Source organism: Pseudomonas mandelii, assembly GCF_006438925.1.
In the GTDB taxonomy this organism is placed as follows: domain Bacteria; phylum Pseudomonadota; class Gammaproteobacteria; order Pseudomonadales; family Pseudomonadaceae; genus Aquipseudomonas; species Aquipseudomonas mandelii_C.
In genome coordinates this window covers 316,993-342,770 of record NZ_RCZA01000002.1, presented here as the reverse complement: position 1 = coordinate 342,770, position 25,778 = coordinate 316,993, and the positions used below count along the sequence as shown (strand labels likewise).

Sequence of the window (25,778 nt, the reverse complement as noted above, 5' to 3'; positions counted from 1 at the left end):
AGCCGCTGCTCAGTCGCTGGGCAATCCAAGGCTGTGCAGATGGGTGATCAACCTTTGCTCAAGTTGATTGAGGTGTGGCAGGTTGAGTTGATGCCTCGCGGCGACTTTACAGGCATGACCCAATAGATAGCTGATCTCGGTCCGGCGCTGGTTCGCGACGTCCTGATACATCGATGAGTAATTGGCGGCGGTCGCGTGAATCACCCGTTCGACTTCCTGTTGAAGGTCCTCGGCTGCTGCTGGCTGACCGCACCGCTCAAGCAACTCGGTCAATTCGACGCAGAGGGTGGCGACTTCGCAGTGGTGTTCCTGTAAACCGCCATTACGGCAATCGTGCAGCACGGTCAGCGGATTGATCGCACAGTTGAGCGCCAGTTTTCGCCACAGCCGGGTCAGAATATCGGTGCTCCACTCATGGGGAATACCGGCGGCGCTCACATCATCCAGCCAGATCGGTGCTACGGGATGTCCGGCATCCCCCAGCCAGGTGTAACCGTGGCCGGCGAATACCACGCGCCAGTCGCCATCGCGAAAGGCACCTTCGGTGCTCGACGCACTAATACAGCGTGCCTGCGGCACCTGCGCAGCGACGGCGTCCTGGCTGCCAAGGCCGTTCTGCAACAGGATCAGCTCGGCGTCGGGAGCCAGGCGCGGAGCCAGTTGGGCCACGGCTTTCTCGGCATCGTAGGCTTTACAGGCCACCAGCAGGCGCTTGATCGGTTCACTGCTGTCGGGTGTCTCGGCAGGCACTGGATAGCTCTGCGCTTTACCGTGTTCGACCAGCGTCAACCCACCCGCAGCCTCATACGCCTGCAAGCGTGCAGCGTCCCGCACGATCAGCTTGACCGGCACGCCGGCCCGCGCCAGTCGAGTGGCCCATAAGGTGCCAAGGCTGCCGGAGCCCAGAACATGCCAGGTGGTGGACATCAGCTTTTTGCTCTGTTTATCGCGCGCATGGGAGGCTCGCAGTGAATGATGGGAAAGACCCGTTATAATCAGCGCGGATTTTAACCGCAAGCCAGGCGTGCTCCATCGTGATCGAGCATGCCCTTTTATTGGAGAGATTACATGCCGTCGTTCGACGTGGTATCCGAACTGGACAAACACGAAGTCACCAACGCGGTCGAGAACGCCGTCAAGGAACTCGATCGTCGTTATGACCTGAAAGGCAAAGGCACCTTCGAGTTCAAGGAAAAGGACCTGACCGTCAACCTGACCGCTGAAGCCGATTTCCAGCTCGAGGCGATGATTGAGATCCTCAAGCTGGCCCTGGTCAAGCGCAAAATCGACGTGCAGTGCCTTGAAGTCAAGGATGCCTATGCGTCGGGCAAGCTGATGAAGCAGGAAGCGGTCCTCAAGGAAGGCATCGACAAAGAGCTGGCGAAGAAAATCGTCGCTCATGTCAAAGACGCCAAACTCAAGGTTCAGGCTTCCATTCAAGGCGAGCAAGTGCGCATTACCGGCAAGAAGCGTGACGATTTGCAGGAAGCCATCGCGGCCCTGCGCGCCAAGACGTTCGATATGCCGCTGCAGTTCAACAACTTCCGCGACTGACCTTTCAGGCGGGAACCCTGTGGGAGCGAGCTTGCTCGCGATGAGGGCGTATCAGTCGACATCACTGTTGAATGACACACCGCAATCGCGAGCAAGCTCGCTCCCACAGGGATTGTGTTTATTCCGGCGGGTCTTTTTCTGCCGCTCATTTTTGCGTGCCGGATGGCCGGAAATCAGGAGAATGTAGATGGATTTGAATACTGAAGTGGACAACCTGGTCAAGGCGTCTCAAGCCTGGATTCCGATGATCATGGAATACGGCAGCCGTGTGTTGCTGGCGGTGATTACCCTGGCCATCGGCTGGTGGCTGATCAACAAGGTGGCGCAAAAGCTCGGCGGGTTGTTGGCGCTGCGTAACGCCGACCTGGCGTTGCAAGGCTTCATCAGCAGCCTGGCGAACATTATTCTCAAGGTTCTGCTGATCGTCAGCGTCGCGTCGATGATCGGGGTGGAAACCACTTCGTTCGTCGCAGCCATCGGTGCGGCAGGTCTGGCCATCGGTCTGGCCTTGCAGGGCAGCCTGGCGAACTTCGCCGGTGGTGTGCTGATTCTGTTGTTCCGCCCGTTCCGCATTGGTGACTGGATCGAAGCCCAAGGTGTTGCCGGCACGGTCGACAGCATTCAGATCTTCCACACTGTGCTGCGTACCGGCGATAACAAAACCATCATCGTGCCAAACGGCAACCTGTCGAACGGCATCATCACCAACACTAACCGTCAACCGACCCGCAAAGTTGTGTTTGATGTGGGCGTTGATTACGAAGCGGACCTGCAGAAGGCCCGTCATGTTTTGCTGGACCTGGCCAAAGATGAGCGCGTTTTGGCTGACCCGGCACCTCAGGCAGTGATTTCGACGCTGGGTGATAGTTCGATCACTGTTTCCCTGCGAGTGTGGGTGAAGACGGCGGATTATTGGGATGTGATGTTCATGTTTAACGAACAGTCCCGTGATCGTTTGAAAACGGCGGGTATCGATATCCCGTTTCCACAGCGGGTGATTCGAGTGGTTCAGGAAGCAACCGTGCAGTAACCATACTTTTATTAGTTGGCTGTCAGTAATGAGCCCAAGAGATTAATAGTCTCTTGGGTTTTTTTCTGCCCGCCAGTCAGTCCATTGAAAAAAGTTCTAATGTTATGACATGAAGTTGTTTGCTGGTGCGCCCGTTATTTGCCAGGCATAAAAAAACCGCCCACCTAAGCTGGTGAGCGGTTTTTGTTTAGAGCCAGGCTCTACGGTACTTCCGGTTTTACACCCTGATTACAGGATGCTCAGCGGGTACTCGATGATCAGACGGGTGTCGTAGTTGTCGGAAGCGTAGCCGCTGTACGCGCCGTTCGAGCGATAGTTGGCGAAACGTGCACGGAAGGACAGGTCTTTGGCTGGACCTTCTTGGATGACGTACTTGGACTCGAGGTTCCACTCGTTTTCCTTGCCTTCACCCAGACCGTTGGTCTTGATGTTATTACCCATTACGTAACGGGTCATGAAGCTCAGGCCAGGTACGCCGTAGGTAGCCATGTTCAGGTCGTAGCGAGCTTGATAGGATTTTTCCTCGCGGCCCACGAAGTCGGAGATCTGGATGGAGTTGGAAACGAAGATGGTGCTGTTGCCGTCAACGCCGTAGTAGTAAGCGTTGTCGCCGCTGGACTGCTGGTAAGCAAGGGTGAACTTGTGAGCGCCCAGGCTATAGGCAGCTGCCAGGGACCACAGGTTGTTGTCCACACCCAAGGTGCCGTCGCCAATGGCGTCAACCTGGTCACCACGTTTATCGCCTTTGGTTTTGTAACCGTTGAGGTCGAAGTTCAGGGACTGATTATCAGTGATCGGCAGCGTGTAGTTCAGGTTCGCGTAGTACTTTTTGAAGTACTCATCAGCATCCGACGCAGCCAGGGCTCCGGTGAAGTTGTCGGTGAAGGCGTAGCTGGCACCGAAGATGTTGATGCCGCTGCTCAGGCCTTTGGCATGGTTACCATCTTCATCTGGCAGGCCGCCGATGCTGTCACGAGCCATACCGGTTTGTTTGCTCAGAGCGGTGAAGCGACCGGCGCTCAGTTCCAGGCCTTTGATCTCTTTGGAAGTGATCAGTGTACCGGTAGCAACTTCTGGCAGCATACGGCTGTCGTCAGTAGCGAATACTGGGCTGGCAACAAACTGCTGGCCGTATTTCAGGACGGTGTCGGAAAGACGCAGTTTGACTGCACCGCCAATCTTGCCTTGGGATTTTTCAGGGTTGTTATCGCTATCGACTGCGAACAGACCGGTACCACGGTGGCCCGAACCGCCGTCAAGTTTGACCGCACCCATTGCCATTGCATCGAGACCGAAGCCTACGGTGCCTTGAGTGAAGCCCGACTCGTAAGTCAGCAACTGGCTGAGACCGGACTCCTGACGATAGCCGGAGTCTGCGTTGTTGCTTGCACCGTTCTTGAAATCGCGGTTCATGTACTCAAAACGGGTTTTGAGTTTCAGGCTCTGGTCGCCGAAGAAACCCTTGGATTCTTCCTGGGAAGACGCCATTGCGAACTGCGAGGTGCCTGCTGCAACTGCCAGTGCGATCATGCTCCACTTCATCACGCGCATCGTGATTTGCTCCTTTGGTTTTAGAAGAGTACTGCCGTCCCACCTGATTTATTATCTGGGCGGCTCTTTCTTTTTGTGTCGGCGCAAACTTATATCACGCCGACCATGTTGGCGATACTTGCGCATCTAACCTTTCAGCTTCTTTACGACCCTGTCGCAAACGGCTTGGTAGATGTCGCAAATTTACAGCCCCGACGCAAGCGGACTGACAACTTTTAGCGTTGTTTTCCAGGGCCTGAGCATCGGTAAAAAGAGTCCCTGGTGAAACGCTTGAATCTCCATCGGGCAACCCTGCCACTGTTTTTATTTGCCTTAAGGCTTCCACTTCCAGCGGACGCTTTAGAGGCGATGTGGGTGTGAATGCAACAAGCGTGCACAAATCAGAATCCTGTTGCTGTTTTTTTCTGAAAGCCTGCCTGTTGCTGTAAAAACCTCATAAAACCGGGGTGTTCAAGCACGTTTTGTTTGGGCTTGACGCCATGGTTTACATCGTGTTGCACCCTTGTGGCCGACTGCATGACAACCAAAAACGTTACCGGTTCACCCCGCCAGTGAGTAGATGGCGGATGCCTGACCGACTCAGCGTAGACGCAATGTGCGGTTTTGGTGCAAAAAATTTTAATCGTTGTGCTGAATTCATACAGTGCGGCTGTCTGCCAAATTCGAACGCGTCGTTGTTTATCAGTCAGTTCGGCGTTTTTTGTGTGGCTGCTGGTTCTGTAATGGTGCGTCCTGAACGAAAATGACTCATGTCGGGGCGCGTGACGGGTCGTTTGTAGTTTCTCGGGTTGGCTTCGACCATGGTTCGTCGTGAAGCCAGCGGCGTTCGCAGGTATGCTGCCGTCCTGTCGCTTGGTGCGCCGTCTCTCGGGATGGACGCTAAGCTGAAATTGATGACCAGGCGGGAGTGCGCGCAGTGTTCGCTTTAGATCCACGACTTCAACAAGACACGTTACCGATCGGGGATTTCCCACTCTGCCGGTTGCTGCTGTCCAACGATTCGAACTACCCCTGGTTCATTCTGGTGCCACGTCGCGAGGATATCAGTGAGATATTTCAGTTGGGTGTCGCAGATCAACAGCAGCTGTGGCAGGAAACGACCGCACTGGCGGAAATGCTCAAGGACTCGTTTGACGCGGACAAATTGAATGTCGCGGCCCTGGGTAACGTCGTCAGTCAGTTGCACATGCATGTGATTGTGCGCAAGCGTGAGGACGCCGCCTGGCCGGCGCCGGTCTGGGGGAAACACCCAGCCAAGCCTTATGGCTCAGAGCAGATCGCGCTGATTCGCGAACGGTTGCGCCTGGTATTGACCGATGACTTCACGTTTCTGGAGGGTTGAATCATGAGCCTGGAAGAACGCGTTACCGATCTGGAGAGCCAGCTGGCGTTTCAGGATGACACCATCCAGGCATTGAGTGATGTGCTGGCGACGCAGCAGCGTGCGGTTGAGCGCCTGCAACTGCAAATGGCCGCCTTGCTCAAGCGGCAAGAGGAAATGGCCGGTCAGTTCGAGACGTTTGAAGAAGAAGCGCCACCGCCTCATTACTGAGTGTGACCAACTGATGGGCAATAAAAAACCGCGAACAGCCAGGCTGTTCGCGGTTTTTTTTAGCCTTGGATCAGCGGCGCGGCAGTGCGGCGATCACATCTTCGGCTTGCAGGCCTTTGTCACGATTCATGACGGAGAACTCCACGCGCTGGCCTTCGACCAGGACGCGATGACCTTCGCCACGAATGGCCCGGAAATGCACGAAAATATCATCGCCGGAATCACGGGAAATAAAGCCGAAGCCTTTAGAAGTGTTGAACCACTTTACGGTACCGGTATCGCGGTTGCTCATGTCATAGCTTGGCGAGGCGGCAGCCGGTGAAGATTTGTAGAAGCTGATGGCCAGGTGCAGAAGAACGGCAATCAGGGCAGCGACCAGGCTGAACAGAACAGCAGGTTGACCGGCAATGACAGGCATTGGCGCGATCAGCGTCAGGGTTTGCAGGACGACGGTCAGAACCAGCAGGGCGCTGACCAGATTTTGCAGTTGATGACGTGGGCCTTTGTTCCAGTAGGGGATAACAGGAGCGAGGGTGAGGTTGAGCAGGCCGAAAAAGGCCAGGTACAGCGCATCAGGTTGTTGCAGGTAAGGTACGGCTTCGGATCGCAGGCTAGGGATGAAGGACAACAGCAAGGCTGCTGCGCCCATTAGCAGGTGGACAATTTTCAACATTTTGAGTAACTCACGTTAAGACGGATCACAAGGAAGAGCTGATGGAGCACGGTTCGCTTCAGAACAATAGGAGGCGTTGGACACGTACCCGGTACCAGCCTATGCGCAGCCCCCGGAAAATAGGCGGTAGCGACACACTGCCTATTTAACAGCAAAGCCTGCGGCTACTCAAATCAGGCAGTCCAGCGGTGCCCTGAGGGTCGATTTGTCGCAGGTGACCGGAACGTCCGGGGCTGCGGAGTGCCGGCAGGCTTGCTAGAGTGGTCCTGCACCTGCTGGATGAATTTCATCACCTTTAGGGGAAACGCATGGCAATCGATATCGGTATCAGTGAAGAGGACCGCAAGTCCATCGTCGACGGACTTTCGCGTCTGCTGTCGGACACTTATGTACTTTATTTGAAAACCCATAACTTCCATTGGAATGTCACCGGTCCAATGTTCCGGACCTTGCACTTGATGTTCGAGGAGCAATACAACGAGTTGGCCCTGGCCGTCGATTCGATTGCCGAGCGTATTCGTGCCCTCGGGTTTCCTGCGCCAGGCGCCTATTCCATTTATGCTCGACTGTCTTCTATTAAAGAAGAGGTCGGCGTGCCCAGCGCCGAAGACATGATCAAGCAACTGGTCGACGGGCAAGAGGCGGTCACGCGTACGGCGCGCGGGATCTTCCCGCTCCTCGATAAAGTCAGCGACGAACCGACGGCTGACCTGCTGACCCAGCGCATGCAAGTCCACGAGAAAACTGCGTGGATGTTGCGGTCTCTGCTGGATCAGTAACCTGCCAGTGCGCGGATGACGTTCGTTGGCGTTGTTCGCGTTCTGCTTCTTGTCTCTTTAAACCTCTTTCGCGCTAGTCAAATGGCGTCTGACTATGTAGGAAAATGGCCGGCCTAGGACGGTCTCCATGATCGCCCTTCAATTGTTGGCTTCTCCTACGTTGATGGTCATAAAGTCATCTGGATATACCTTTGCGCCTGCGCTTTTATAAGGCAACAGATATTGCTCTTAAAGAAGGCAAGGATGGCTAAGGAGTGTCAACGATATGGATTACGAAGACAGGAGAAGCGAGGGGAGGGTCGGTCCGGTCAAGGAGATAAGGATTGATCCATTTGTCAGTGAATTTGATATGGGGCTGGCCCAGCCTTTATCCCGATCGGTGCGGTTGAATGGCTTCGCCACCTGCTTGCGGCTTGAACAGGTGTACTGGGATATTTTGGGCGATATGGCCAAGGTCAATTGCTGTTCGGTCAGTGTGCTGTTGTCCCATCTGGACCGCGAGGTGCATTTGCGTCACGGTGGGGTCAAGAACTTCACCGGGCTGGTGCGGGTTGTGTGCGTCGTGCATAGCCTGAAGGAAGGCGGCTGCGTCGCCATGCCTTAGCCAACGCGGTGGAATGGGCAGAGTGTCGGTCTGTGCAGTCTTACGGCTGCACAGGCTGCATTTAATGGATATAATCCCGCTCTTTGCCGCAAAACCCAGCGTGTGCGGTAGCAATCTGATCGCCGAGACAACCCCCATGCCGATGTACGACTATCAATGTGCTTCCTGTGGTCATCAGTTGGAAGCCATTCAAAAGATCAGCGCAGCACCGCTGGTCGACTGCCCTGCCTGCCAGGCGCCAGAGCTTAAGAAGATGCTGTCCATGCCGGGCTTCCGCCTCAGCGGCACCGGCTGGTACGAAACCGATTTCAAGACCGGTTCCAAGAAGAATCTGGCCGGCGGCGACAAAGCTGACTAGGGTCTTGGACCTGAGTTGAACGACACGTGCGAGGTCTTGCATCATCTGGCGCCTTTCTAAAGGGCGGGGCTGTTGCAGGATCTCCAACCGAATTTCGAATTACGAGAAGTGAAACTACGACCATGATGCGCAGCCATTATTGCGGCCAACTGAACGAAAGCCTGGAAGGCCAGGAAATTACCCTTTGCGGATGGGTTCACCGTCGCCGTGACCACGGTGGGGTGATTTTCCTCGATATCCGTGATCGTGACGGTCTGGCCCAGGTGGTGTTCGACCCGGACCGCGCTGAAACCTTCGCCGCCGCCGATCGCGTGCGCAGCGAGTACGTGGTCAAGGTCACCGGTAAGGTCCGCCTGCGTCCGGCCGGTGCCGGCAACGCCAACATGGCGTCGGGCATGATCGAAGTGCTGGGCTACGAGCTGGAAGTATTGAACGAAGCGGAAACCCCGCCGTTCCCGCTCAACGAGTTCTCCGACGTCGGCGAAGAAACCCGCCTGCGTTATCGCTTCATCGACCTGCGTCGTCCGGAAATGCTCGAGAAGCTGCGTCTGCGTTCGCGCATGACCACCAGCATCCGTCGCTACCTGGACGAGAACGGCTTCCTCGACGTCGAGACGCCGATCCTGACTCGCGCTACCCCGGAAGGTGCTCGCGATTACCTGGTGCCGAGCCGTACTCACGCCGGTTCGTTCTTCGCCCTGCCGCAATCGCCGCAGCTGTTCAAGCAGCTGTTGATGGTTGCCGGCTTCGATCGCTACTACCAGATCGCCAAGTGCTTCCGCGACGAAGACCTGCGTGCCGACCGTCAGCCTGAATTCACTCAGATCGACATCGAAACCAGCTTCCTCGATGAAAAAGACATCATCGGCATCACCGAAGGCATGATCCGCAACCTGTTCAAGGAAGTGCTGGATGTGGAATTCGGCGAATTCCCGCACATGACCTGGGACGAGGCCATGCGTCGTTACGGTTCCGACAAGCCGGACCTGCGTAACCCGCTGGAACTGGTTGACGTTGCCGATCAGCTGAAAGAAGTCGACTTCAAAGTCTTCAGCGGCCCGGCCAACGACCCGAAATGCCGCGTGGCCGCCTTGCGCGTTCCAGGCGCAGCGAGCATGCCGCGCAAGCAGATCGACGACTACACCAAGTTCGTCGGCATCTACGGTGCCAAGGGCCTGGCGTACATCAAGGTCAACGAGCGCGCCAAAGGTGTCGAAGGCCTGCAATCTCCTATCGTCAAGAACATTCCTGAAGCCAACCTCAATGTGATCCTTGATCGCGTTGGCGCGGTTGACGGCGACATCGTGTTCTTCGGTGCCGACAAAGCCAAGATCGTCAGCGAAGCCCTGGGCGCGCTGCGGATCAAGGTCGGTAACGATCTGGACCTGCTGACTTGCCAGTGGGCGCCGATGTGGGTGGTCGACTTCCCGATGTTCGAAGAGAACGACGACGGCAGCTTCGCCGCCTTGCACCACCCGTTCACCGCTCCGAAGTGCACCCCGGAAGAACTGGAAGCCAACCCGGCGACCGCGCTGTCCCGTGCCTACGACATGGTCCTGAACGGCACCGAGCTGGGTGGCGGTTCGATCCGTATCCACCGCAAGGAAATGCAACAGTCGGTGTTCCGTCTGCTGGGTATCAGTGAAGCGGAACAGGAAGAGAAATTCGGCTTCCTGCTCGACGCCCTGAAATATGGCGCGCCGCCGCACGGTGGCCTGGCCTTCGGCCTGGACCGTCTGGTGATGCTGATGACCGGCGCCCAGTCGATCCGTGAAGTGATCGCCTTCCCGAAAACCCAGAGTGCCGCTTGCGTCATGACTCAGGCCCCGGGTGTGGTAGATGCCAAGGCATTGCGCGAACTGCACATTCGTCTGCGCGAAACGCCTAAAGCTGAGTAAGGCTGACCAGAAGGGCGCATCTTCGGATGCGCCCTTTCTTTATAGAATGGTCGAGATTTTTGTTTGCCGGCTGGCGCGTCAAGGCGCGGCGGGCAATGTTTCAAAGAGAATTCGGAGCGAGATATGGCGGGTCATTCCAAGTGGGCGAACATCAAGCACCGCAAAGAACGTCAGGATGCCAAGAAGGGCAAGATTTTCACCAAGTGGATTCGTGAGCTGACCGTTGCTGCCCGTCAGGGCGGTAGTGATCCGGGTTCCAACCCGCGTTTGCGTCTGGCGCTGGACAAGGCCCTTGGCGCGAACATGAGCCGCGACATCATCGATCGCGCGGTTGCCCGCGGCGCCGGTGCCGCCGACACCGACGACATGGTCGAGCTGACCTACGAAGGCTACGGCCCGGGCGGCGTGGCGGTGATGGTCGAGTGCATGACCGACAACCGCAATCGCACCGCAGCCGCTGTTCGGCACGCGTTCAGTAAGTGCGGTGGCAACCTCGGTACGGACGGTTCGGTGGCCTATCTGTTCGAGCGCAAGGGACAGATTTCCTTCGCGCCGGGCGTCGATGAGGATGCGCTGATGGAAGCGGCGATGGAGGCCGATGCCGATGACGTGGTGACCCACGAAGACGGCTCCATCGACGTATTCACCTCGTTCGCCGGTTTCTACTCCGTGCGTAACGCCCTGGAAGCGGCTGGTTTCAAAGGCGATGACGCGGAAATCGTGATGCTGCCGACCACCAGTGCCGAACTGGACCTGGAAGGCGCCGAGAAGGTTCTCAAGCTGATCGACATGCTTGAAGATCTGGATGACGTGCAAAACGTCTACTCCAACGCGGACATCCCTGAATCGGTGGCCGCACAGCTCGGTTGATGCATTTATTAAAGATCGCAGCCTTCACCTGGCCCCTGTAGGAGCTGGCGAAGCCTGCGATTTTTTGATTTTGGCTTTTTATTTAAAAGATCGCAGGCTTCGGCAGCTCCTACACAGTTATTCTCAAGCCACCGCGATCTCTTTCTGCAGGCGTTATGACTTTAATTCTTGGTATCGACCCCGGTTCGCGTATTACCGGTTATGGCGTAGTGCGTGATACCGGGCGTGGTTGCGTTTACGTGGCGTCGGGCTGCATTCGCACAGGTTCCGGCGAGCTGCATGAACGCCTGCAAATCGTCTATCGCGGCGTGCGCGAAGTCATCCAGACCTACGGCCCAGTGACCATGGGCATCGAAAAGGTCTTCATGGCGCGCAACGCCGACTCTGCGCTGAAACTTGGCCAGGCCCGCGGCGCAGCCATCGTTGCCGGGGCGGAAGAAAGCCTGGAAATCGCTGAGTACACGGCGACCCAGGTCAAACAGGCGGTGACCGGGACCGGCGCGGCGAATAAAGAGCAGGTGCAAATGATGGTCATGCATATGCTGAAACTGACCAGCAAGCCGCAAATCGATGCCTCGGACGCCCTGGCCATTGCCATTTGCCATGCTCACACCCGCTCCAGCCTCTTGCCCCATGGCCTGGGTACGGCACGCAGTCGTGGCGGACGCCTGCGTCTCTGATAGCATCAGCAATCATTTTTTATGGAACGAGGGTTTTGCGCCTGTGTCGTCGGCGCAAAACCCTTGTTCTGTCAGTCGCCAGCACTGATCTGGCCAACGCTCAAGGATCTGAAACGTGATTGGACGCTTGCGCGGCACACTGGCTGAGAAACAGCCGCCGCACCTGATTCTGGATGTAAACGGTCTGGGGTATGAGCTGGAAGTGCCCATGACCACGCTTTATCGCTTGCCGTCGGTCGGTGAACCGCTGACCTTGCACACCCATTTGGTCGTCCGCGAAGACGCGCAGTTACTCTATGGCTTCTTCGGCAAGCGCGAGCGAGACTTTTTTCGCGAGTTGATCCGTCTCAATGGTGTGGGGCCGAAATTGGCTCTTGCCCTGATGTCGAGCCTGGAAGTCGACGAACTGGTCCGCTGCGTGCAGTCCCAGGACACCTCGGCACTGACCAAGGTGCCGGGCGTGGGCAAGAAGACGGCCGAACGTTTGCTGGTGGAGCTCAAGGATCGCTTCAAGGCGTGGGAAACCGTGCCGGCGATGTTCGCCTTGGTGCCAAACCAGCCGGGTGGGCCAGATACGACGCCGGTCGCCACCGCCGAAAATGACGCGGTCAGCGCGCTGATCTCCCTGGGCTACAAGCCGCAGGAAGCCAGCAAGGCGATTTCTGCGATCAAGGAGAAAGGTTTGAGCAGTGAAGACATGATTCGTCGTGCCCTGAAGGGAATGATCTAAGTGATTGAAGCTGATCGTCTGATTACCGCCACACCGGGCCCTCGTGATCGCGAGGAAGTCCAGGACCGGGCGATTCGCCCTGTCAGCCTGGCCGAGTACATTGGCCAGCCGACCGTTCGCGAGCAAATGGAGTTGTTCATCCAGGCTGCCCGTGGGCGTAATGAATCCCTGGACCACACGCTGATTTTCGGCCCGCCGGGTCTGGGTAAAACTACCTTGGCCAACATCATCGCCCAGGAAATGGGGGTCTCGATCAAGAGTACCTCGGGCCCCGTGCTTGAACGCCCGGGTGATCTGGCTGCGCTGCTGACCAATCTTGAGCCACACGACGTGCTGTTCATCGACGAAATCCATCGGCTCTCGCCAATCGTCGAAGAAGTGCTGTACCCGGCCATGGAAGATTTCCAGCTCGACATCATGATTGGCGAAGGGCCGGCTGCGCGCTCGATCAAGCTTGACCTGCCGCCGTTCACCCTGGTCGGTGCGACGACGCGGGCGGGGATGCTGACCAATCCGCTGCGCGACCGTTTCGGGATCGTCCAGCGCCTGGAGTTTTACAACACCGCGGATCTGGCAACGATTGTCAGTCGTTCGGCTAACATCCTCGGCTTGCCGCTGGACCCGGAAGGCGCCTTCGAAATCGCCCGTCGTGCCCGTGGTACGCCGCGGATCGCCAACCGCTTGCTGCGCCGGGTTCGGGATTTCGCCGAAGTACGCGCCAAGGGCCACATTACCAAACCGATCGCCGACCTCGCCTTGAACCTATTGGATGTCGACGAGCGTGGTTTCGATCACCAGGATCGACGTCTGTTGTTGACCATGATCGAGAAGTTCGACGGTGGGCCGGTCGGGGTCGACAGCCTCGCCGCAGCCATCAGTGAAGAGCGCCACACCATTGAAGACGTGCTGGAGCCGTACCTGATCCAGCAGGGCTACATCATGCGTACGCCGCGGGGGCGAGTGGTGACCCGGCATGCGTACCTGCACTTCGGTTTAAACATTCCGTCACGATTGGGCGAGATGCCCGTGGTAGACGAGTTCCTCGATGCCGTGGACGATTAATAACCTTTGCGCGCTGATTTATTCGGGGTTTGTGCGGTCCTAGGACCGTACTTTCGCCACAAAGCCGTGAATCAATGAAAAACAGTTGCCTGGCCGGATTGGCAACCTGAGGAGTAAGCACTAGAGTATGCGCGCGCAAAACGGGCTTGAGCCTTTCGCACTTCGTTGTCGCGTTTATTACGAGGACACCGATGCGGGCGGCATCGTGTATTACGTTAATTACCTCAAGTTTATGGAACGGGCTCGAACCGAGCGGCTCCGGGAGCTGGGCTTTGCCCAATCCCAGCTTGCAGGTGAGGACCTGTTGTTCGTCGTGCATTCCAGCGAAGCGCGTTACCACGCGCCGGCGCGACTGGACGACGAGCTGCTGGTAAGCGCTGAAGTAATCGAATTGAACCGTGTCAGCCTGCGCTTCAAACAGCAGGTCAGGCGAGCCACGGATAATGCGCTGCTCTGCGAAGGGCAGTTTTTGGTGGCCTGTGTGCGCACTAACAGTTTGAAACCCCGGGCCATTCCCGAAGCTCTACGTGCGGCCTTTGCCGACGTGAGCGGCGCGGGTACACACTCAAAGCAGGAGATAAAGCGTGGAAGCTAACGTCGTCGACCATTCCTCCATGTGGAGCCTGGTCAGCAATGCCAGTATCGTGGTGCAACTGGTAATGCTGATCCTGGTAGCCGCATCGGTGACCTCATGGATCATGATCTTTCAGCGCAGCAATCTGCTGCGCGCCGGTCGACGTGCCCTGGAGAGCTTTGAAGAGCGCTTCTGGTCGGGTATCGACCTGTCCAAACTCTACCGTCAGGCCGGCAGCAACCCTGATCCGGATTCGGGCGTAGAGCAGATCTTCCGTGCAGGTTTCAAGGAATTCTCCCGTCTGCGCCAGCAGCCAGGCGTTGACCCGGAAGCGGTCATGGAAGGCGTGGCCCGTGCCATGCGCGTGGCCATTTCCCGCGAAGAAGAAAAGCTCGAGCAGAGCCTGCCGTTCCTCGCGACCGTAGGTTCCGTCAGCCCGTACATCGGTCTGTTCGGTACCGTCTGGGGGATCATGAACTCCTTCCGTGGTCTGGCAACTGCCCAGCAAGCGACGCTGGCCACTGTGGCTCCAGGTATTGCCGAGGCACTGATTGCAACCGCGATCGGCTTGTTCGCCGCCATCCCGGCCGTTATCGCTTACAACCGTTTTGCTGCTCGCAGCGAAACCCTGCTGAGCCGTTACTACACCTTCGCCGACGAATTCCAGGCGATCCTGCACCGCAAAGTGCACACCAGCGAAGAATAAGCAGGTAATTTCCAATGGCTTTAATCGCTCGAGCTCGCAAAAAGCGCAAGCCGGTTGCCGAGATGAACGTGGTGCCTTACATCGACGTGATGTTGGTGCTGCTGGTCATCTTCATGGTGACCGCTCCGATGCTCAATCAGGGCGTGAAAGTTGATCTGCCCAAGGTTTCCAGCGAAGCCTTGCCGCAGGACAACAACACCCAGGTCCTGACCATTTCGATCAAGGCTGACAAGACCTACTACTGGAACCTTGGCAGCGAAGTCGACACCGAAAAACAGCAGGACAAGGCCATGACCTTGCCGCAGATGACCGACGCCGTGACCAAAATCATTCGCGCCGGCACTGAAGGTGGCAAGCGTACTCAGGTGTTCATCCGCGGCGACAAAACCGTCGACTACGGTTCCGTCATGGGCGCCATGGGCGGGTTGCAGAAAGCCGGGGTCGGTAATGTTGGCTTGATTACCGAGGCACCCTGATGCAGCAAATGCGAGAGCCGTCCGCCTCGGAAAGCTACTTCTGGCCTAGTGTCTGGGCGCTTGTCTTGCACGTGCTGGTTTTCGGCATGCTGTTCGTCAGTTTTGCCTTCACACCGGAACTGCCGCCGGCCAAGCCGATCGTGCAGGCGACCCTGTACCAACTGAAATCGAAAAGTCAGGCGACCACCCAGACCAATCAGAAGATTGCGGGTGAGGCGAAGAAATCCGCCGCGCGCCAGACCGAAGTCGAACAGATGGAACAGAAAAAGATCGAGCAGGAAGCGATCAAAGCCGCGGAACAAAAGAAGGAAGATTCGGCTCAAAAAGCCGAAGAATCCAAAAAGGCCGACGAGACGAAGAAAGCGGAAGAGGCTAAAAAGGCTGATGAAGCCAAGAAAGCCGATGAAGCGAAGAAGACCGCCGAAGCTAAAAAGGCCGAAGAGAAACAATTGGCTGATATAGCCAAGAAGAAGTCTGAAGAAGAAGCCAAGAAAGCAGCTGAAGAAGAGGCCAAGAAAGCGGCCGCTGAAGAAGCGAAGAAAAAGATCGTCGAAGACGCGAAAAAGAAAGCCGCGGAAGACGCCAAGAAGAAATCTGAAGCTGAAGAGGCGAAGAAGAAAGTCGCCGAAGACGCGAAGAAGAAAGCTGCTGCCGATGCTGCGAAGAAAAAATCGCAGGAAGCGGCACGTAAATCCGCCGAAGACAAAAAGGCTCAGGCCCTGGCAGATTTGCTTTCCGACACGCCGCAGCGTCAGCAGGCCTTGGCGGATGAGCAGGGTGACGAAGTCGCCGGTAGTTTCGATGATCTGATCCGTGCTCGTGCAGCGGAAGGCTGGGCTCGTCCACCTTCGGCCCGCAAAGGCATGACAGTCGTGTTGCAAATCGGCATGTTGCCGGACGGTACGGTGACTTCGGTCAGCGTGGCCAAGTCCAGTGGCGATGGTCCGTTCGACGCTTCGGCTGTAGCGGCAGTGAAGAATATTGGACGTTTGACAGAAATGCAGGGAATGAAGCCGAGCGATTTCGCTCCGTATCGTTCATTCAAGATGACATTCACACCTGAGGATCTAGCCTTGTGAGAAACCTTCTTCGAGGAATGCTTGTCGTTATCTGCTGCCTGGCAGGGATAGCGGCAGCAGATGAAAAAAACATTCTGGTCACCAGCGGCAGTGATCGGGCCACCCCGATCGCAGTCGTTCCGTTTGGCAACCAGGGCGGCAGCGTTCTGCCGGACGACATGGCCGAAATCATCGGTAACGACCTGCGCAACTCGGGTTACTACTCGCCGATTCCTAAACAGAACATGATCAGCCAGCCAAGCCAGGCCAGCGAAATCATCTTCCGTGACTTCAAGGCGCTGGGCGCCCAGTACGTCATGGTCGGCAGCATTGCTCCTGCGGGCGGTCGTCTGCAGGTCCAGTACGCACTGTTCAACGTCGCCACCGAGCAGCAAGTGCTGACCGGCAGCGTGTCGGGTAGCGTCGATCAACTGCGCGACATGTCGCACTACATTGCGGACCAGTCGTTCGAAAAACTCACCGGTATCAAAGGTGCGTTCTCGACGCGTCTGCTGTACGTGACGGCTGAGCGTTTCTCCGAGAAGAACACTCGTTACACGCTGCAACGTTCGGACTATGACGGTGCCCGTGCTGTGACCCTGCTGCAATCGCGCGAGCCGATCCTGTCGCCGCGTTTCGCACCGGACGGCAAGCGCATCGCTTATGTGTCGTTCGAGCAGAAGCGTCCGCGTATCTTCATGCAGAACATCGACACCGGTCGCCGTGAGCAGATCACCAACTTCGAAGGCCTGAATGGCGCGCCAGCATGGTCACCTGATGGCAATCGTCTGGCATTCGTACTGTCGAAAGATGGCAACCCGGACATCTACGTGATGAACCTGGGTTCGCGTCAGATCACGCGTGTCACTAACGGTCCTGGCATCAACACCGAACCGTTCTGGGGTAAAGATGGTTCGACCATCTACTTCACCTCGGACCGTGGCGGCAAGCCGCAGATCTACAAAACCAGCGCAGGCGGTGGTGGTGCGGAACGTGTGACCTTTATCGGTAACTACAACGCCAACCCTAAGCTTTCGGCTGATGAAAAGACCCTGGTGATGATCCATCGTCAGGAAGGTTTCACTAATTTCAAGGTGGCGGCCCAGGATTTGCAGCGCGGAAGCGTAAAAATCCTCACTGATAGCACTCTGGACGAGTCGCCTACTGTTGCGCCCAACGGCACCATGGTAATCTACGCCACCCGCCAGCAGGGCCGGGGAGTCTTGATGCTCGTGTCCATTAATGGACGCGTAAGGCTCCCGCTTCCTACCGCACAAGGCGAAGTCAGAGAACCTTCCTGGTCCCCTTACCTGAACTGACGCGGCGCTACACGTTGTACTTAACACACTGGGGTTCATTAGGAGTTTCACGATGGAAATGCTGAAGTTTGGTAAATTTGCTGCGCTGGCTCTGGCCATGGCTGTAGCTGTAGGTTGCTCGTCCAAAGGCGGCGACAATGCCGGTGAAGGCGCTGTAGATCCAAACGCTGGTTACGGCGCAAACACTGGTGCAGTTGACGGCTCCCTGAGCGAAGAAGCTGCTCTGCGCGCAATCACCACTTTCTACTTCGAATACGACAGTTCGGACCTGAAGCCAGAAGCCATGCGCGCTCTGGACGTTCACGCCAAAGACCTGAAAGCAAACGGCGCTCGCGTTGTTCTGGAAGGCAACACCGACGAACGTGGTACTCGTGAGTACAACATGGCACTGGGCGAGCGTCGTGCGAAAGCCGTTCAGCGTTACCTGGTACTGCAAGGTGTTTCCCCAGCTCAGCTGGAACTGGTTTCCTACGGCGAAGAGCGTCCAGTTGCTACCGGCAACGACGAGCAGTCCTGGGCTCAAAACCGTCGCGTCGAACTGCGTAAGTAATTCGTCATGCGAACGTGCCGTCGTGCTGTAACTGTTTTGGCTCTCAGTCTCGCACCGCTTGCGGTGTGGGCTGCGGTTCCTGTGGTCGATAATGACTCCGGCTATAACAATAGCGGGACTAATAATCCGCCTGCGGGTTACGGTACGAACGGCGCCTATGCCGGGGGAGGGGTTTCGGCCCCTGTCTCGGCACAGGGCGAGCTGTTCAACCAACTGCAATCGATGCAGGAGCAGATCTCGCGCCAACAAGGCATCATCGAAGTTCTGCAAAATGATGTAGCGCGCATGAAGCAAGAAAACCTGGAGCGATATCAGGATCTTGATCGGCGCATAGGAACCGGCGTTGCACCAGCCGCGACTCCTGAAAATTCTTCCACCGGTGGCAGTTTGAATGCCCCCGGTGCAGCAGCGGGTGCAGCCGCAGGAGCGGCAGCCGCTCAAGCACCTGCCGCGGGTAGCGAACCGGCTGATCCGGCGAAGGAAAAACTGTATTACGACGCAGCCTTCGACCTGATCAAAGCCAAGGATTTCGACAAGGCCAGCCAGGCGTTTGCCGCATTCCTGCGCAAGTACCCGAACAGTCAGTACGCGGGTAATGCCCAGTACTGGTTGGGCGAAGTGAACTTGGCCAAGGGCGATCTGCAAGGTGCAGGTCAGGCTTTTGCTAAGGTTTCACAGCTGTACCCCAAGCATCCCAAAGTGCCTGATTCGCTGTACAAGCTGGCTGATGTAGAACGCCGCCTCGGTCATCCCGACAAGGTCAAAGGTATTCTGCAACAGGTTGTGTCCCAATATCCGGGCACTTCCGCCGCTCAGCTGGCCCAGCGTGATCTGCAAAAAATGTAAGGGCAGCTTGACCCGTTTTGAAGAAACCCGCGCTTGTCGCGGGTTTTTTCGTTAGAATTCACGCCCTTTTTATGAAATACGCTTTTTGGGATCTGCGCGGTGGCGGGGTTCCTAGAAGTGCCTGACGGAGGCGGACAGCCTGTTTAGCTGTTATGCCCGTGGCGACTATGCAAGACACATTGAGAATCACCGAAGTTTTCTACTCGTTGCAGGGTGAAACGCGGACTGCCGGGCTGCCCACTGTTTTTGTGCGCCTGACCGGTTGCCCATTGCGTTGCCAATACTGCGACAGCGCTTATGCATTCACTGGCGGCACCATTCGCACGCTCGACGATATTCTTGAGCAAGTGGCCGGTTTTCGTCCGCGTTACGTCTGTGTCACTGGCGGCGAGCCGCTGGCACAACCCAACGCCATCCCATTGCTCAAGCAGTTGTGTGACGCCGGTTACGAGGTCTCGCTGGAAACCAGCGGTGCCCTGGATATCTCGGCGGTCGATCCACGGGTCAGTCGCGTCGTCGACCTGAAAACCCCGGGTTCGAAAGAAGCCCATCGCAACCGCTACGAGAACATCGAACTGCTCACGCCCAACGATCAGGTGAAGTTCGTCATCTGCTCGCGGGAAGACTATGACTGGGCCGTGTCCAAGCTGATCCAGTACGGTCTGGATCAGCGCGCCGGCGAAGTCCTGTTCTCGCCAAGTCACCATGACCTCAATGCTCGGGACCTGGCTGACTGGGTGGTGGCGGACAACCTGCCTGTGCGTCTGCAATTGCAGTTGCATAAATATCTTTGGAATGACGAGCCGGGGCGCTGAAATGACTGAACAACTGAATACTGCTGAAAAACGTGCGGTCATCCTGCTGTCCGGCGGCCTCGACTCCGCGACCGTTGTGGCCATGGCTCGCGCTGAAGGCTACAGCTGCTACACCATGAGCTTCGACTACGGTCAGCGGTCTCATGCCGAATTGCACGCCGCCGCCCGCGTCGCCCGTGACCTGGGTGTGGTCGAGCACAAGGTGATCGGCTTGAACCTGAACGGTATCGGTGGTTCGGCATTGACCGACACCAGCATCGACGTGCCGGAAGAGGCGGGCGAAGGTATTCCGGTAACGTACGTGCCGGCGCGCAACACGGTGTTTCTGTCCCTGGCTCTGGGGTGGGCTGAAGTACTCGGCGCGCGAGACATCTTTATCGGTGTGAACGCAGTGGATTACTCCGGTTACCCGGACTGCCGTCCCGAGTTCATCGAGTCTTTCGAGCGCATGGCCAATCTGGCGACCAAGGCCGGTGTAGAAGGCAACGGTTTCCGCATCCAGGCACCGCTGCAGAACCTGAGCAAGGCGCAGATCGTCCAGGCAGGCGTGAAGCTGGGTGTTGATTATGGACTGACGGTTTCCTGCTATCAGGCCGACGATAATGGCCGCGCATGCGGCAAATGCGACAGCTGCCGCCTGCGTGCAGAAGGCTTTGCGGCAGCCGGGATCAGCGACCCAACACCTTATTTTTGATTTATTTCAAATTAGGTGTTGAATAGTCCTTAAAAATCAGTATTATACGCGCCACCACACAGCGGGTCGTTAGCTCAGTTGGTAGAGCAGTTGGCTTTTAACCAATTGGTCGTAGGTTCGAATCCCACACGACCCACCATTTTTGTAGCAGTTTTAAAAGTCTGGAAGGCCCACGCAAGTGAGGATTTCCGGATTTTTTTTTGCCCGCGATTTGAGCTCGCCCAGTTCCGGGCTGCAACCCGTGACGCAGGTCAGAATCATCTTTTGCATCCACGGGATATTCTGTAGCCTTGCGCAGCTTCAACGTTGTCCGTGCCTGATGATACTCACTCTCCCGGCGGTACCCTGAAGGGTCCGGAGCCGGGTGTATACTCGACTTTCGCGCGAATGCGCCTGCAGGTCTTGCGAACATGACGCAGATTTCCGAACGCCTTCTGGTTCAAGCCCACCTCGACGCCAAGCAGCCTAAGCCGCTGACTGCCGAGGAGGAGGCCTATTACCGTGCCGCCATCGCTGCCGAGCTCAAGGCTCAGGATGCAGTGCTGGTTGCTCACTTCTATTGCGATCCGGTCATTCAGGCCCTGGCCGAAGAAACCGGAGGCTGTGTCTCCGACTCGCTGGAGATGGCCCGCTTCGGCAATGCTCACCCGGCCAAGACCGTGGTGGTCGCCGGTGTGAAGTTCATGGGTGAGACCGCCAAAATCCTCAACCCGGAAAAACGCATCCTGATGCCGACCCTGGAAGCGACCTGCTCGCTGGATCTGGGTTGTCCGGTGGACGAGTTCTCGGCGTTCTGTGATCAGCACCCAGAGCGTACCGTGGTGGTGTATGCCAACACGTCGGCGGCGGTCAAAGCCCGGGCGGATTGGGTGGTGACTTCAAGCTGCGCGCTGGAGATCGTCGAAAGCCTGATGGATAACGGCGAAACCATCATCTGGGCCCCGGACAAACACTTGGGCACCTACATCCAGCGCCAGACTGGCGCGGACATGCTGCTGTGGGACGGTGCCTGTATCGTTCACGAAGAGTTCAAGTCCAAGCAGCTCGAAGACATGAAGGCGCTGTACCCGGACGCAGCGATTCTGGTGCACCCGGAGTCGCCGACGTCGGTGATCGAGTTGGCGGATGCCGTCGGCTCCACCAGTCAGTTGATTGCGGCAGCGCAGAGCCTGCCGAACAAGACCTTTATCGTCGCCACTGATCGCGGCATCTTCTACAAGATGCAGCAGCTGTGCCCGGACAAGGTCTTCATCGAAGCGCCAACGGCCGGTAACGGCGCAGCCTGCCGTAGTTGCGCACATTGCCCGTGGATGGCGATGAATACCCTTGAGCGCACGCTGAAGAGCTTGAAGGAGGGGACTAACGAGATTTTTGTCGATCCTGCCTTGATCCCGCAAGCGATTCGGCCATTGAAGCGCATGCTCGACTTCACCCAGGCAGCGCGGATGAAACTGGCCGGCAACGCTTAAGGGAAAGATCAAAAGATCGCAGCCTTCGGCAGCTCCTACGGGTATACATAGAACCTTGTAGGAGCTGCCGAAGGCTGCGATCTTTTTTTTGCGAGCTACTTTGTTTTCTTTGGAATCCGCACGAGCTGGGTATTGGAGTAGATGTCATGCCAGCTGCGTTTCTGATTGTCGAACAGCGACCAGAAAAAACCCAGCCCGACGCACAGCAAGGACGCGATCGACACCACAAAGCGCAGCAACGCCTGCCACAGGCTGATGGATGAGCCGTCGGCGTTTTGTACGCGGATGCACCAGACTTGCATGCCCAGGGTCTGACCGGACCAGGTCCAGAACTTGGCGAAGAAGCCGAACAGCACAAACAGCAGCACCGTTGACAGCAATGGATCGCCGTCCAGCGCGCCGGCTTCCGTCAGGGTGCGCATTTTGTCTTCGCCGATGATCGCCATCTGGATCATCTTGTAAATGCCGCTGGTGACGATCAGCAGGGCGGTACACAACAAGAAGTCGTAGAACATCGCTGCCAGGCGACGACCCAGAGTGACGGCAGGAAAGTCGCCCTGGGGGTTGAGAAGATGTTTCGACATGGCAGCCTCTGGACGGAAAAAAGAAGCCATTTTACGGATTTACGCGCACAAAAAAGCCCCTGATGTCAGCATCAGGGGCTTTTTCGTTACAGAAGATCAGGCTTCTGCTTGTACTTCGTCAGCCTGCATGCCTTTCTGGCCTTGCACAGCAACGAAAGTCACTTTCTGGCCTTCTTTCAGGCTCTTGAAGCCGTTGCCCTGAATAGCGCGGAAATGCACGAACAGATCCGGACCGCTTTCTGGAGTGATAAAACCAAAACCTTTCTCGTCGTTAAACCACTTGACGGTACCGCTCTGACGTTGGGACATTTCTTATTTCCTTTGACGCGAAAATTAATGACAGCCTCCTTCTTGTGAAAGAGTACTGGGGCTGGTTGCAGGAGAGTAAGAAGACGTCGAACGGGATGTAGCTAACTTGTAGGCTACTGCCCAGGTCACGATTCCAAGCGACCCATGCAAACACAGTGAATAAACTCTACGCCAACTACAGGAGAAAAAACAAGCCCTGTGGAGGGCCCGGATTTGCTCGCGCCGGGGCGTTTATCCCGCAACTAGTGTTGGCTTATGCAATCGCCGTGTTCAATTGTTTTCGATCGATATAAGCAAAGTTCATAAACGAAGCTTACAGGTAAAGTAATGCACTGTTTTATGGCGGTTGCGTTACACATTAGTGCACTGTTAACGCAACCGCGTTACTTATAGAAACAGTCAATCAGCCGCGGTAGTAGCGTTGTGGAACAAATGGCATTTTGCTTACAAGCAAAGGCACCTTTTTCCCACGAACGATCGCCCATACCGGCGTTTCGAGAGCGATATAAGCACTGTCGACGTAACCCATCGCCAAAGGGCCGCCCAGGGTCGGACCGAAGCCGCCACTGCAAACCGCACCAATAATGTCGCCTGCTTCATTAACGATTTCTGCACCTTCGCGCACCGGCGTGCGTTCCTGAGGCAACAGGCCAACGCGTTTGCGGCTGACACCGGCTTGTTGCTGTCCGAACACGGTTTCTGCGCCAGGGAAGCCGCCGGCACGTGCGCCATCAGCGCGACGAGGCTTGGAGATAGCCCACAGCAGGCTGGCTTCGATCGGGGTGGTCTCGGTATTCATGTCGTGACCATAGAGGCACAGGCCGGCTTCCAGGCGCAGGGAGTCGCGAGCGCCAAGGCCGATGGCCGCCACTTCAGGTTCGGCCAGCAGGGCGCGAGCCAGAGCTTCGGCATTGGCGGCCGGCACGGAGATTTCGTAGCCATCTTCACCGGTGTAGCCCGAACGGCTGACAAAGCAGTCCACACCCAGCAGTTTCACGCGGGCGAACTGCATGAAGGTCATCTTCGCCACTTCAGGTGCCAGGCGTGCGAGCACGGTGACAGCGGCCGGACCTTGCAGAGCCAGCAGGGCGCGCTCCTCGAACAGCGGTTCGATGGTGCACTGGTCGCCGATGTGTTTGCGCAGATGCGCCAGGTCCTGGTCCTTGCAGGCGGCGTTGACCACCAGGAACAGTTCGTCGTTACCCAGGTTGGCGACCATCAGGTCGTCGAGGATGCCGCCGGTCTCGTTGGTGAACATCGCGTAACGCTGCATCCCCACCGGCAGGTCGATGATGTCCACCGGCACCAGGCTTTCCAGCGCCTTGGCGGCATTGGCGCCGGTCAGGCGGATCTGGCCCATGTGCGAGACATCGAACAGCCCGGCCTGATCACGGGTGTGCTGGTGTTCTTTCATCACACCGAGCGGGTATTGCACCGGCATGTCGTAGCCGGCAAACGGCACCATGCGGGCGCCGAGTTCGATGTGCAGTGCGTGCAGCGGGGTTTTCGACAGTTGTTCGGTGGACATATTCAGCTCCTGAAAAAGTGTGCAAATGCGCGTGAGCATCAGCACTCGATAATGTTGACCGCCAAACCGCCACGGGCGGTTTCCTTGTATTTGCTTTTCATGTCGGCGCCGGTCTGGCGCATGGTGCGGATGACTTTGTCGAGGGAGACGAAGTGCTGACCGTCGCCGCGCAGGGCCATGCGCACCGCATTGATTGCTTTCACCGAGCCCATGGCGTTGCGCTCGATGCAGGGTACTTGCACCAGCCCGCCAATCGGGTCGCAGGTCAGGCCGAGGTTGTGTTCCATGCCGATTTCGGCGGCGTTTTCCACTTGTTGCACGGTGCCGCCGAGGACCTCGCACAGGGCGCCGGCCGCCATGGAACACGCCACGCCGACCTCACCCTGACAACCGACTTCAGCGCCGGAAATCGAAGCGTTTTCTTTATAGAGAATGCCGATCGCGGCTGCGGTCAGCAAAAAGCGTACGACGCCGTCTTCGCTGGCTCCGGGGATGAAGCGCATGTAGTAGTGCAAAACAGCGGGGACGATCCCGGCGGCCCCGTTCGTAGGTGCAGTCACCACGCGCCCGCCGTTGGCGTTTTCTTCGTTGACCGCCAGTGCGTAGAGGTTGACCCAGTCCAGCACCGACAGCGGATCGCGCAGGGACGATTCCGGGTTCTTGCACAGTTGTCGATGCAGCGCGGCCGCCCGACGCTTGACCTTCAAGCCACCCGGCAGGATGCCTTCGTTACGACAGCCGGCGTCGACGCAATCCTGCATCACTTGCCAGATTTTCAGCAGGCCGGCGCGGGTTTCCGCTTCCGGGCGCCAGGCACTTTCGTTGGTCAGCATCACCTGGCTGATGGATAAACCGTAGGTGGTGCAGTGACCGAGCAGGTCCTTCGCGCTTTTGAACGGGAAGGTCAGTGGCGTGGCGTCTTCGACGATGCGGTCGGCGCCGGCGGCGTCTTCATCGACCACAAAACCGCCGCCGACCGAGTAGTACTCGCGGCTGCGGATTTGTATGCCCGCCGCATCGAAGGCGCGAAAGATCATGCCGTTGGGGTGATAAGCCAACGGTTTGCGGATCATCGCCAGGTGCAATTTTTCATTGAATTCGATGGAGTGCTCACCGAGCAGGTTCAAGCGACCATTGCCACGAATCTCTTGCAAGCGTTCGGCGACGGTTTCGGTGTTCACGGTGTCCGGGTGTTCGCCTTCCAGGCCGAGCAGCACAGCCTTGTCGCTGCCGTGGCCTTTGCCGGTGGCGCCGAGTGAACCGTAGAGCTCGACTTTGACGCAGGTGGTTGCGGTCAGCAGCCCTTCACGGCGCAAACCTTCGGCGAAGCGCGCAGCAGCACGCATCGGGCCAACGGTGTGGGAACTGGAGGGGCCGATGCCAATCTTGAACAGGTCGAACACGCTTAAAGACATGGTTGTTCTCCGGTTTCTTGTTATAGGCGCAAATATCACGGGAGATGCACCCGGTAGGAGCTGCCGCAGGCTGCGATCTTTTGACCTTGCTCTT

At 57.2% G+C, this 25,778-nt stretch carries 29 protein-coding genes and 1 tRNA gene; 23 read left to right on the top strand and 7 right to left on the bottom strand.

Annotated elements, in window-relative coordinates; translation table 11 throughout:
* Positions 1-9: 9 nt before the first annotated feature.
* Positions 10-927, bottom strand: coding sequence for a putative 2-dehydropantoate 2-reductase (locus tag EAH74_RS05495; RefSeq protein WP_140676818.1), 918 nt, complete (start codon positions 925-927; stop codon positions 10-12).
* 141 nt (positions 928-1,068) lie between these two features.
* On the opposite strand from EAH74_RS05495, the gene EAH74_RS05490 reads away from it, so the two are divergent.
* Positions 1,069-1,554 (top strand): YajQ family cyclic di-GMP-binding protein, encoded by a 486-nt coding sequence (locus tag EAH74_RS05490; protein WP_028621905.1) that lies wholly within the window; start codon positions 1,069-1,071, stop codon positions 1,552-1,554.
* A 187-nt stretch (positions 1,555-1,741) separates the two neighbouring features.
* A complete protein-coding gene (locus tag EAH74_RS05480) occupies positions 1,742-2,584 on the top strand; it encodes a mechanosensitive ion channel family protein (protein ID WP_140676812.1) in 843 nt (280 codons plus the stop codon).
* Between the two features lie 228 nt (positions 2,585-2,812).
* On the opposite strand, the gene EAH74_RS05475 is transcribed toward EAH74_RS05480, so the two are convergent.
* Entirely contained in the window at positions 2,813-4,135 is a 1,323-nt protein-coding gene (locus EAH74_RS05475; protein WP_140676809.1) for an OprD family porin, read from the bottom strand.
* Positions 4,136-5,051: 916 nt separating this feature from the next.
* On the opposite strand from EAH74_RS05475, the gene EAH74_RS05470 reads away from it, so the two are divergent.
* A complete protein-coding gene (locus EAH74_RS05470) occupies positions 5,052-5,477 on the top strand; it encodes an HIT domain-containing protein (protein WP_123367895.1) in 426 nt (141 codons plus the stop codon).
* Between the two features lie 3 nt (positions 5,478-5,480).
* Entirely contained in the window at positions 5,481-5,687 is a 207-nt protein-coding gene (locus EAH74_RS05465; protein ID WP_008029236.1) for a SlyX family protein, read from the top strand.
* A 70-nt stretch (positions 5,688-5,757) separates the two neighbouring features.
* Here EAH74_RS05465 and EAH74_RS33580 read toward each other — a convergent pair whose 3' ends face one another.
* Complete coding sequence (locus EAH74_RS33580) at positions 5,758-6,360, bottom strand: cold-shock protein (RefSeq protein WP_008147390.1); 603 nt, start codon at positions 6,358-6,360, stop codon at positions 5,758-5,760.
* Between the two features lie 308 nt (positions 6,361-6,668).
* Here EAH74_RS33580 and EAH74_RS05455 point away from each other — a divergent pair, with 308 nt between their 5' ends.
* The 19 genes from EAH74_RS05455 to nadA all read left to right on the top strand — a co-directional run bounded on the left by EAH74_RS05455 (position 6,669) and on the right by nadA (position 21,848).
* Entirely contained in the window at positions 6,669-7,139 is a 471-nt protein-coding gene (locus EAH74_RS05455; RefSeq protein WP_140676806.1) for a Dps family protein, read from the top strand.
* A 265-nt stretch (positions 7,140-7,404) separates the two neighbouring features.
* Positions 7,405-7,743, top strand: a complete 339-nt coding sequence (locus EAH74_RS05450) for a ribbon-helix-helix domain-containing protein (protein ID WP_123367882.1) — start codon at positions 7,405-7,407, stop codon at positions 7,741-7,743.
* A 136-nt stretch (positions 7,744-7,879) separates the two neighbouring features.
* Positions 7,880-8,101, top strand: coding sequence for an FmdB family zinc ribbon protein (locus tag EAH74_RS05445; RefSeq protein ID WP_010457489.1), 222 nt, complete (start codon positions 7,880-7,882; stop codon positions 8,099-8,101).
* Positions 8,102-8,223: 122 nt separating this feature from the next.
* On the top strand, positions 8,224-9,999 hold the full coding sequence (aspS, locus tag EAH74_RS05440) for an aspartate--tRNA ligase (RefSeq protein ID WP_123367883.1): 1,776 nt from the start codon (positions 8,224-8,226) through the stop codon (positions 9,997-9,999).
* Positions 10,000-10,122: 123 nt separating this feature from the next.
* The gene (locus EAH74_RS05435) at positions 10,123-10,869 is read left to right on the top strand and encodes a YebC/PmpR family DNA-binding transcriptional regulator (RefSeq protein WP_129437845.1); all 747 of its coding nucleotides are present in this window, start codon (positions 10,123-10,125) and stop codon (positions 10,867-10,869) included.
* 155 nt (positions 10,870-11,024) lie between these two features.
* Positions 11,025-11,549 carry a crossover junction endodeoxyribonuclease RuvC gene (gene ruvC, locus EAH74_RS05430; protein ID WP_008147379.1) on the top strand — a complete coding sequence of 175 codons (525 nt, stop codon included), beginning with the start codon at positions 11,025-11,027 and terminating at the stop codon, positions 11,547-11,549.
* A 115-nt stretch (positions 11,550-11,664) separates the two neighbouring features.
* Positions 11,665-12,279, top strand: coding sequence for a Holliday junction branch migration protein RuvA (ruvA, locus tag EAH74_RS05425; RefSeq protein ID WP_046049661.1), 615 nt, complete (start codon positions 11,665-11,667; stop codon positions 12,277-12,279).
* Positions 12,280-13,341, top strand: a complete 1,062-nt coding sequence (gene ruvB / locus EAH74_RS05420) for a Holliday junction branch migration DNA helicase RuvB (RefSeq protein ID WP_046049660.1) — start codon at positions 12,280-12,282, stop codon at positions 13,339-13,341.
* Positions 13,342-13,468: 127 nt separating this feature from the next.
* Positions 13,469-13,936 (top strand): tol-pal system-associated acyl-CoA thioesterase, encoded by a 468-nt coding sequence (ybgC, locus tag EAH74_RS05415; RefSeq protein WP_008147372.1) that lies wholly within the window; start codon positions 13,469-13,471, stop codon positions 13,934-13,936.
* Entirely contained in the window at positions 13,926-14,621 is a 696-nt protein-coding gene (gene tolQ / locus EAH74_RS05410; RefSeq protein ID WP_046049659.1) for a protein TolQ, read from the top strand. Before ybgC ends, tolQ begins: the two co-directional genes overlap by 11 nt.
* A gap of 23 nt (positions 14,622-14,644) precedes the next feature.
* Positions 14,645-15,097, top strand: a complete 453-nt coding sequence (tolR, locus tag EAH74_RS05405; protein ID WP_161807482.1) for a protein TolR — start codon at positions 14,645-14,647, stop codon at positions 15,095-15,097.
* The gene (gene tolA, locus EAH74_RS05400) at positions 15,097-16,176 is read left to right on the top strand and encodes a cell envelope integrity protein TolA (RefSeq protein ID WP_140676803.1); all 1,080 of its coding nucleotides are present in this window, start codon (positions 15,097-15,099) and stop codon (positions 16,174-16,176) included. The genes tolR and tolA overlap by 1 nt, the downstream gene beginning before the upstream one ends.
* Positions 16,173-17,474, top strand: a complete 1,302-nt coding sequence (tolB, locus tag EAH74_RS05395) for a Tol-Pal system beta propeller repeat protein TolB (protein ID WP_074879460.1) — start codon at positions 16,173-16,175, stop codon at positions 17,472-17,474. Before tolA ends, tolB begins: the two co-directional genes overlap by 4 nt.
* Before the next feature lie 52 nt (positions 17,475-17,526).
* Complete coding sequence (gene pal / locus EAH74_RS05390) at positions 17,527-18,024, top strand: peptidoglycan-associated lipoprotein Pal (protein WP_003178634.1); 498 nt, start codon at positions 17,527-17,529, stop codon at positions 18,022-18,024.
* 6 nt (positions 18,025-18,030) lie between these two features.
* Complete coding sequence (ybgF, locus tag EAH74_RS05385) at positions 18,031-18,870, top strand: tol-pal system protein YbgF (RefSeq protein ID WP_140676800.1); 840 nt, start codon at positions 18,031-18,033, stop codon at positions 18,868-18,870.
* 167 nt (positions 18,871-19,037) lie between these two features.
* On the top strand, positions 19,038-19,685 hold the full coding sequence (gene queE / locus EAH74_RS05380) for a 7-carboxy-7-deazaguanine synthase QueE (protein WP_008072914.1): 648 nt from the start codon (positions 19,038-19,040) through the stop codon (positions 19,683-19,685).
* Between the two features lies 1 nt (position 19,686).
* A complete protein-coding gene (gene queC, locus EAH74_RS05375; protein ID WP_140676797.1) occupies positions 19,687-20,379 on the top strand; it encodes a 7-cyano-7-deazaguanine synthase QueC in 693 nt (230 codons plus the stop codon).
* Positions 20,380-20,442: 63 nt separating this feature from the next.
* Positions 20,443-20,518, top strand: a tRNA-Lys gene (locus EAH74_RS05370).
* 271 nt (positions 20,519-20,789) lie between these two features.
* The gene (gene nadA / locus EAH74_RS05365; RefSeq protein WP_123367889.1) at positions 20,790-21,848 is read left to right on the top strand and encodes a quinolinate synthase NadA; all 1,059 of its coding nucleotides are present in this window, start codon (positions 20,790-20,792) and stop codon (positions 21,846-21,848) included.
* A 95-nt stretch (positions 21,849-21,943) separates the two neighbouring features.
* On the opposite strand, the gene EAH74_RS05360 is transcribed toward nadA, so the two are convergent.
* From EAH74_RS05360 to EAH74_RS05345, 4 genes are all read right to left on the bottom strand, one after another.
* Entirely contained in the window at positions 21,944-22,432 is a 489-nt protein-coding gene (locus EAH74_RS05360) for an RDD family protein (protein ID WP_140676794.1), read from the bottom strand.
* 96 nt (positions 22,433-22,528) lie between these two features.
* Positions 22,529-22,741 carry a cold-shock protein gene (locus EAH74_RS05355; RefSeq protein ID WP_003175786.1) on the bottom strand — a complete coding sequence of 71 codons (213 nt, stop codon included), beginning with the start codon at positions 22,739-22,741 and terminating at the stop codon, positions 22,529-22,531.
* Between the two features lie 403 nt (positions 22,742-23,144).
* On the bottom strand, positions 23,145-24,269 hold the full coding sequence (gcvT, locus tag EAH74_RS05350) for a glycine cleavage system aminomethyltransferase GcvT (protein WP_140676791.1): 1,125 nt from the start codon (positions 24,267-24,269) through the stop codon (positions 23,145-23,147).
* A gap of 38 nt (positions 24,270-24,307) precedes the next feature.
* Positions 24,308-25,684: an L-serine ammonia-lyase gene (locus EAH74_RS05345; RefSeq protein WP_140676788.1), complete on the bottom strand. Its 1,377-nt coding sequence runs from the start codon at positions 25,682-25,684 to the stop codon at positions 24,308-24,310.
* Between the last annotated feature and the right edge of the window lie 94 nt (positions 25,685-25,778).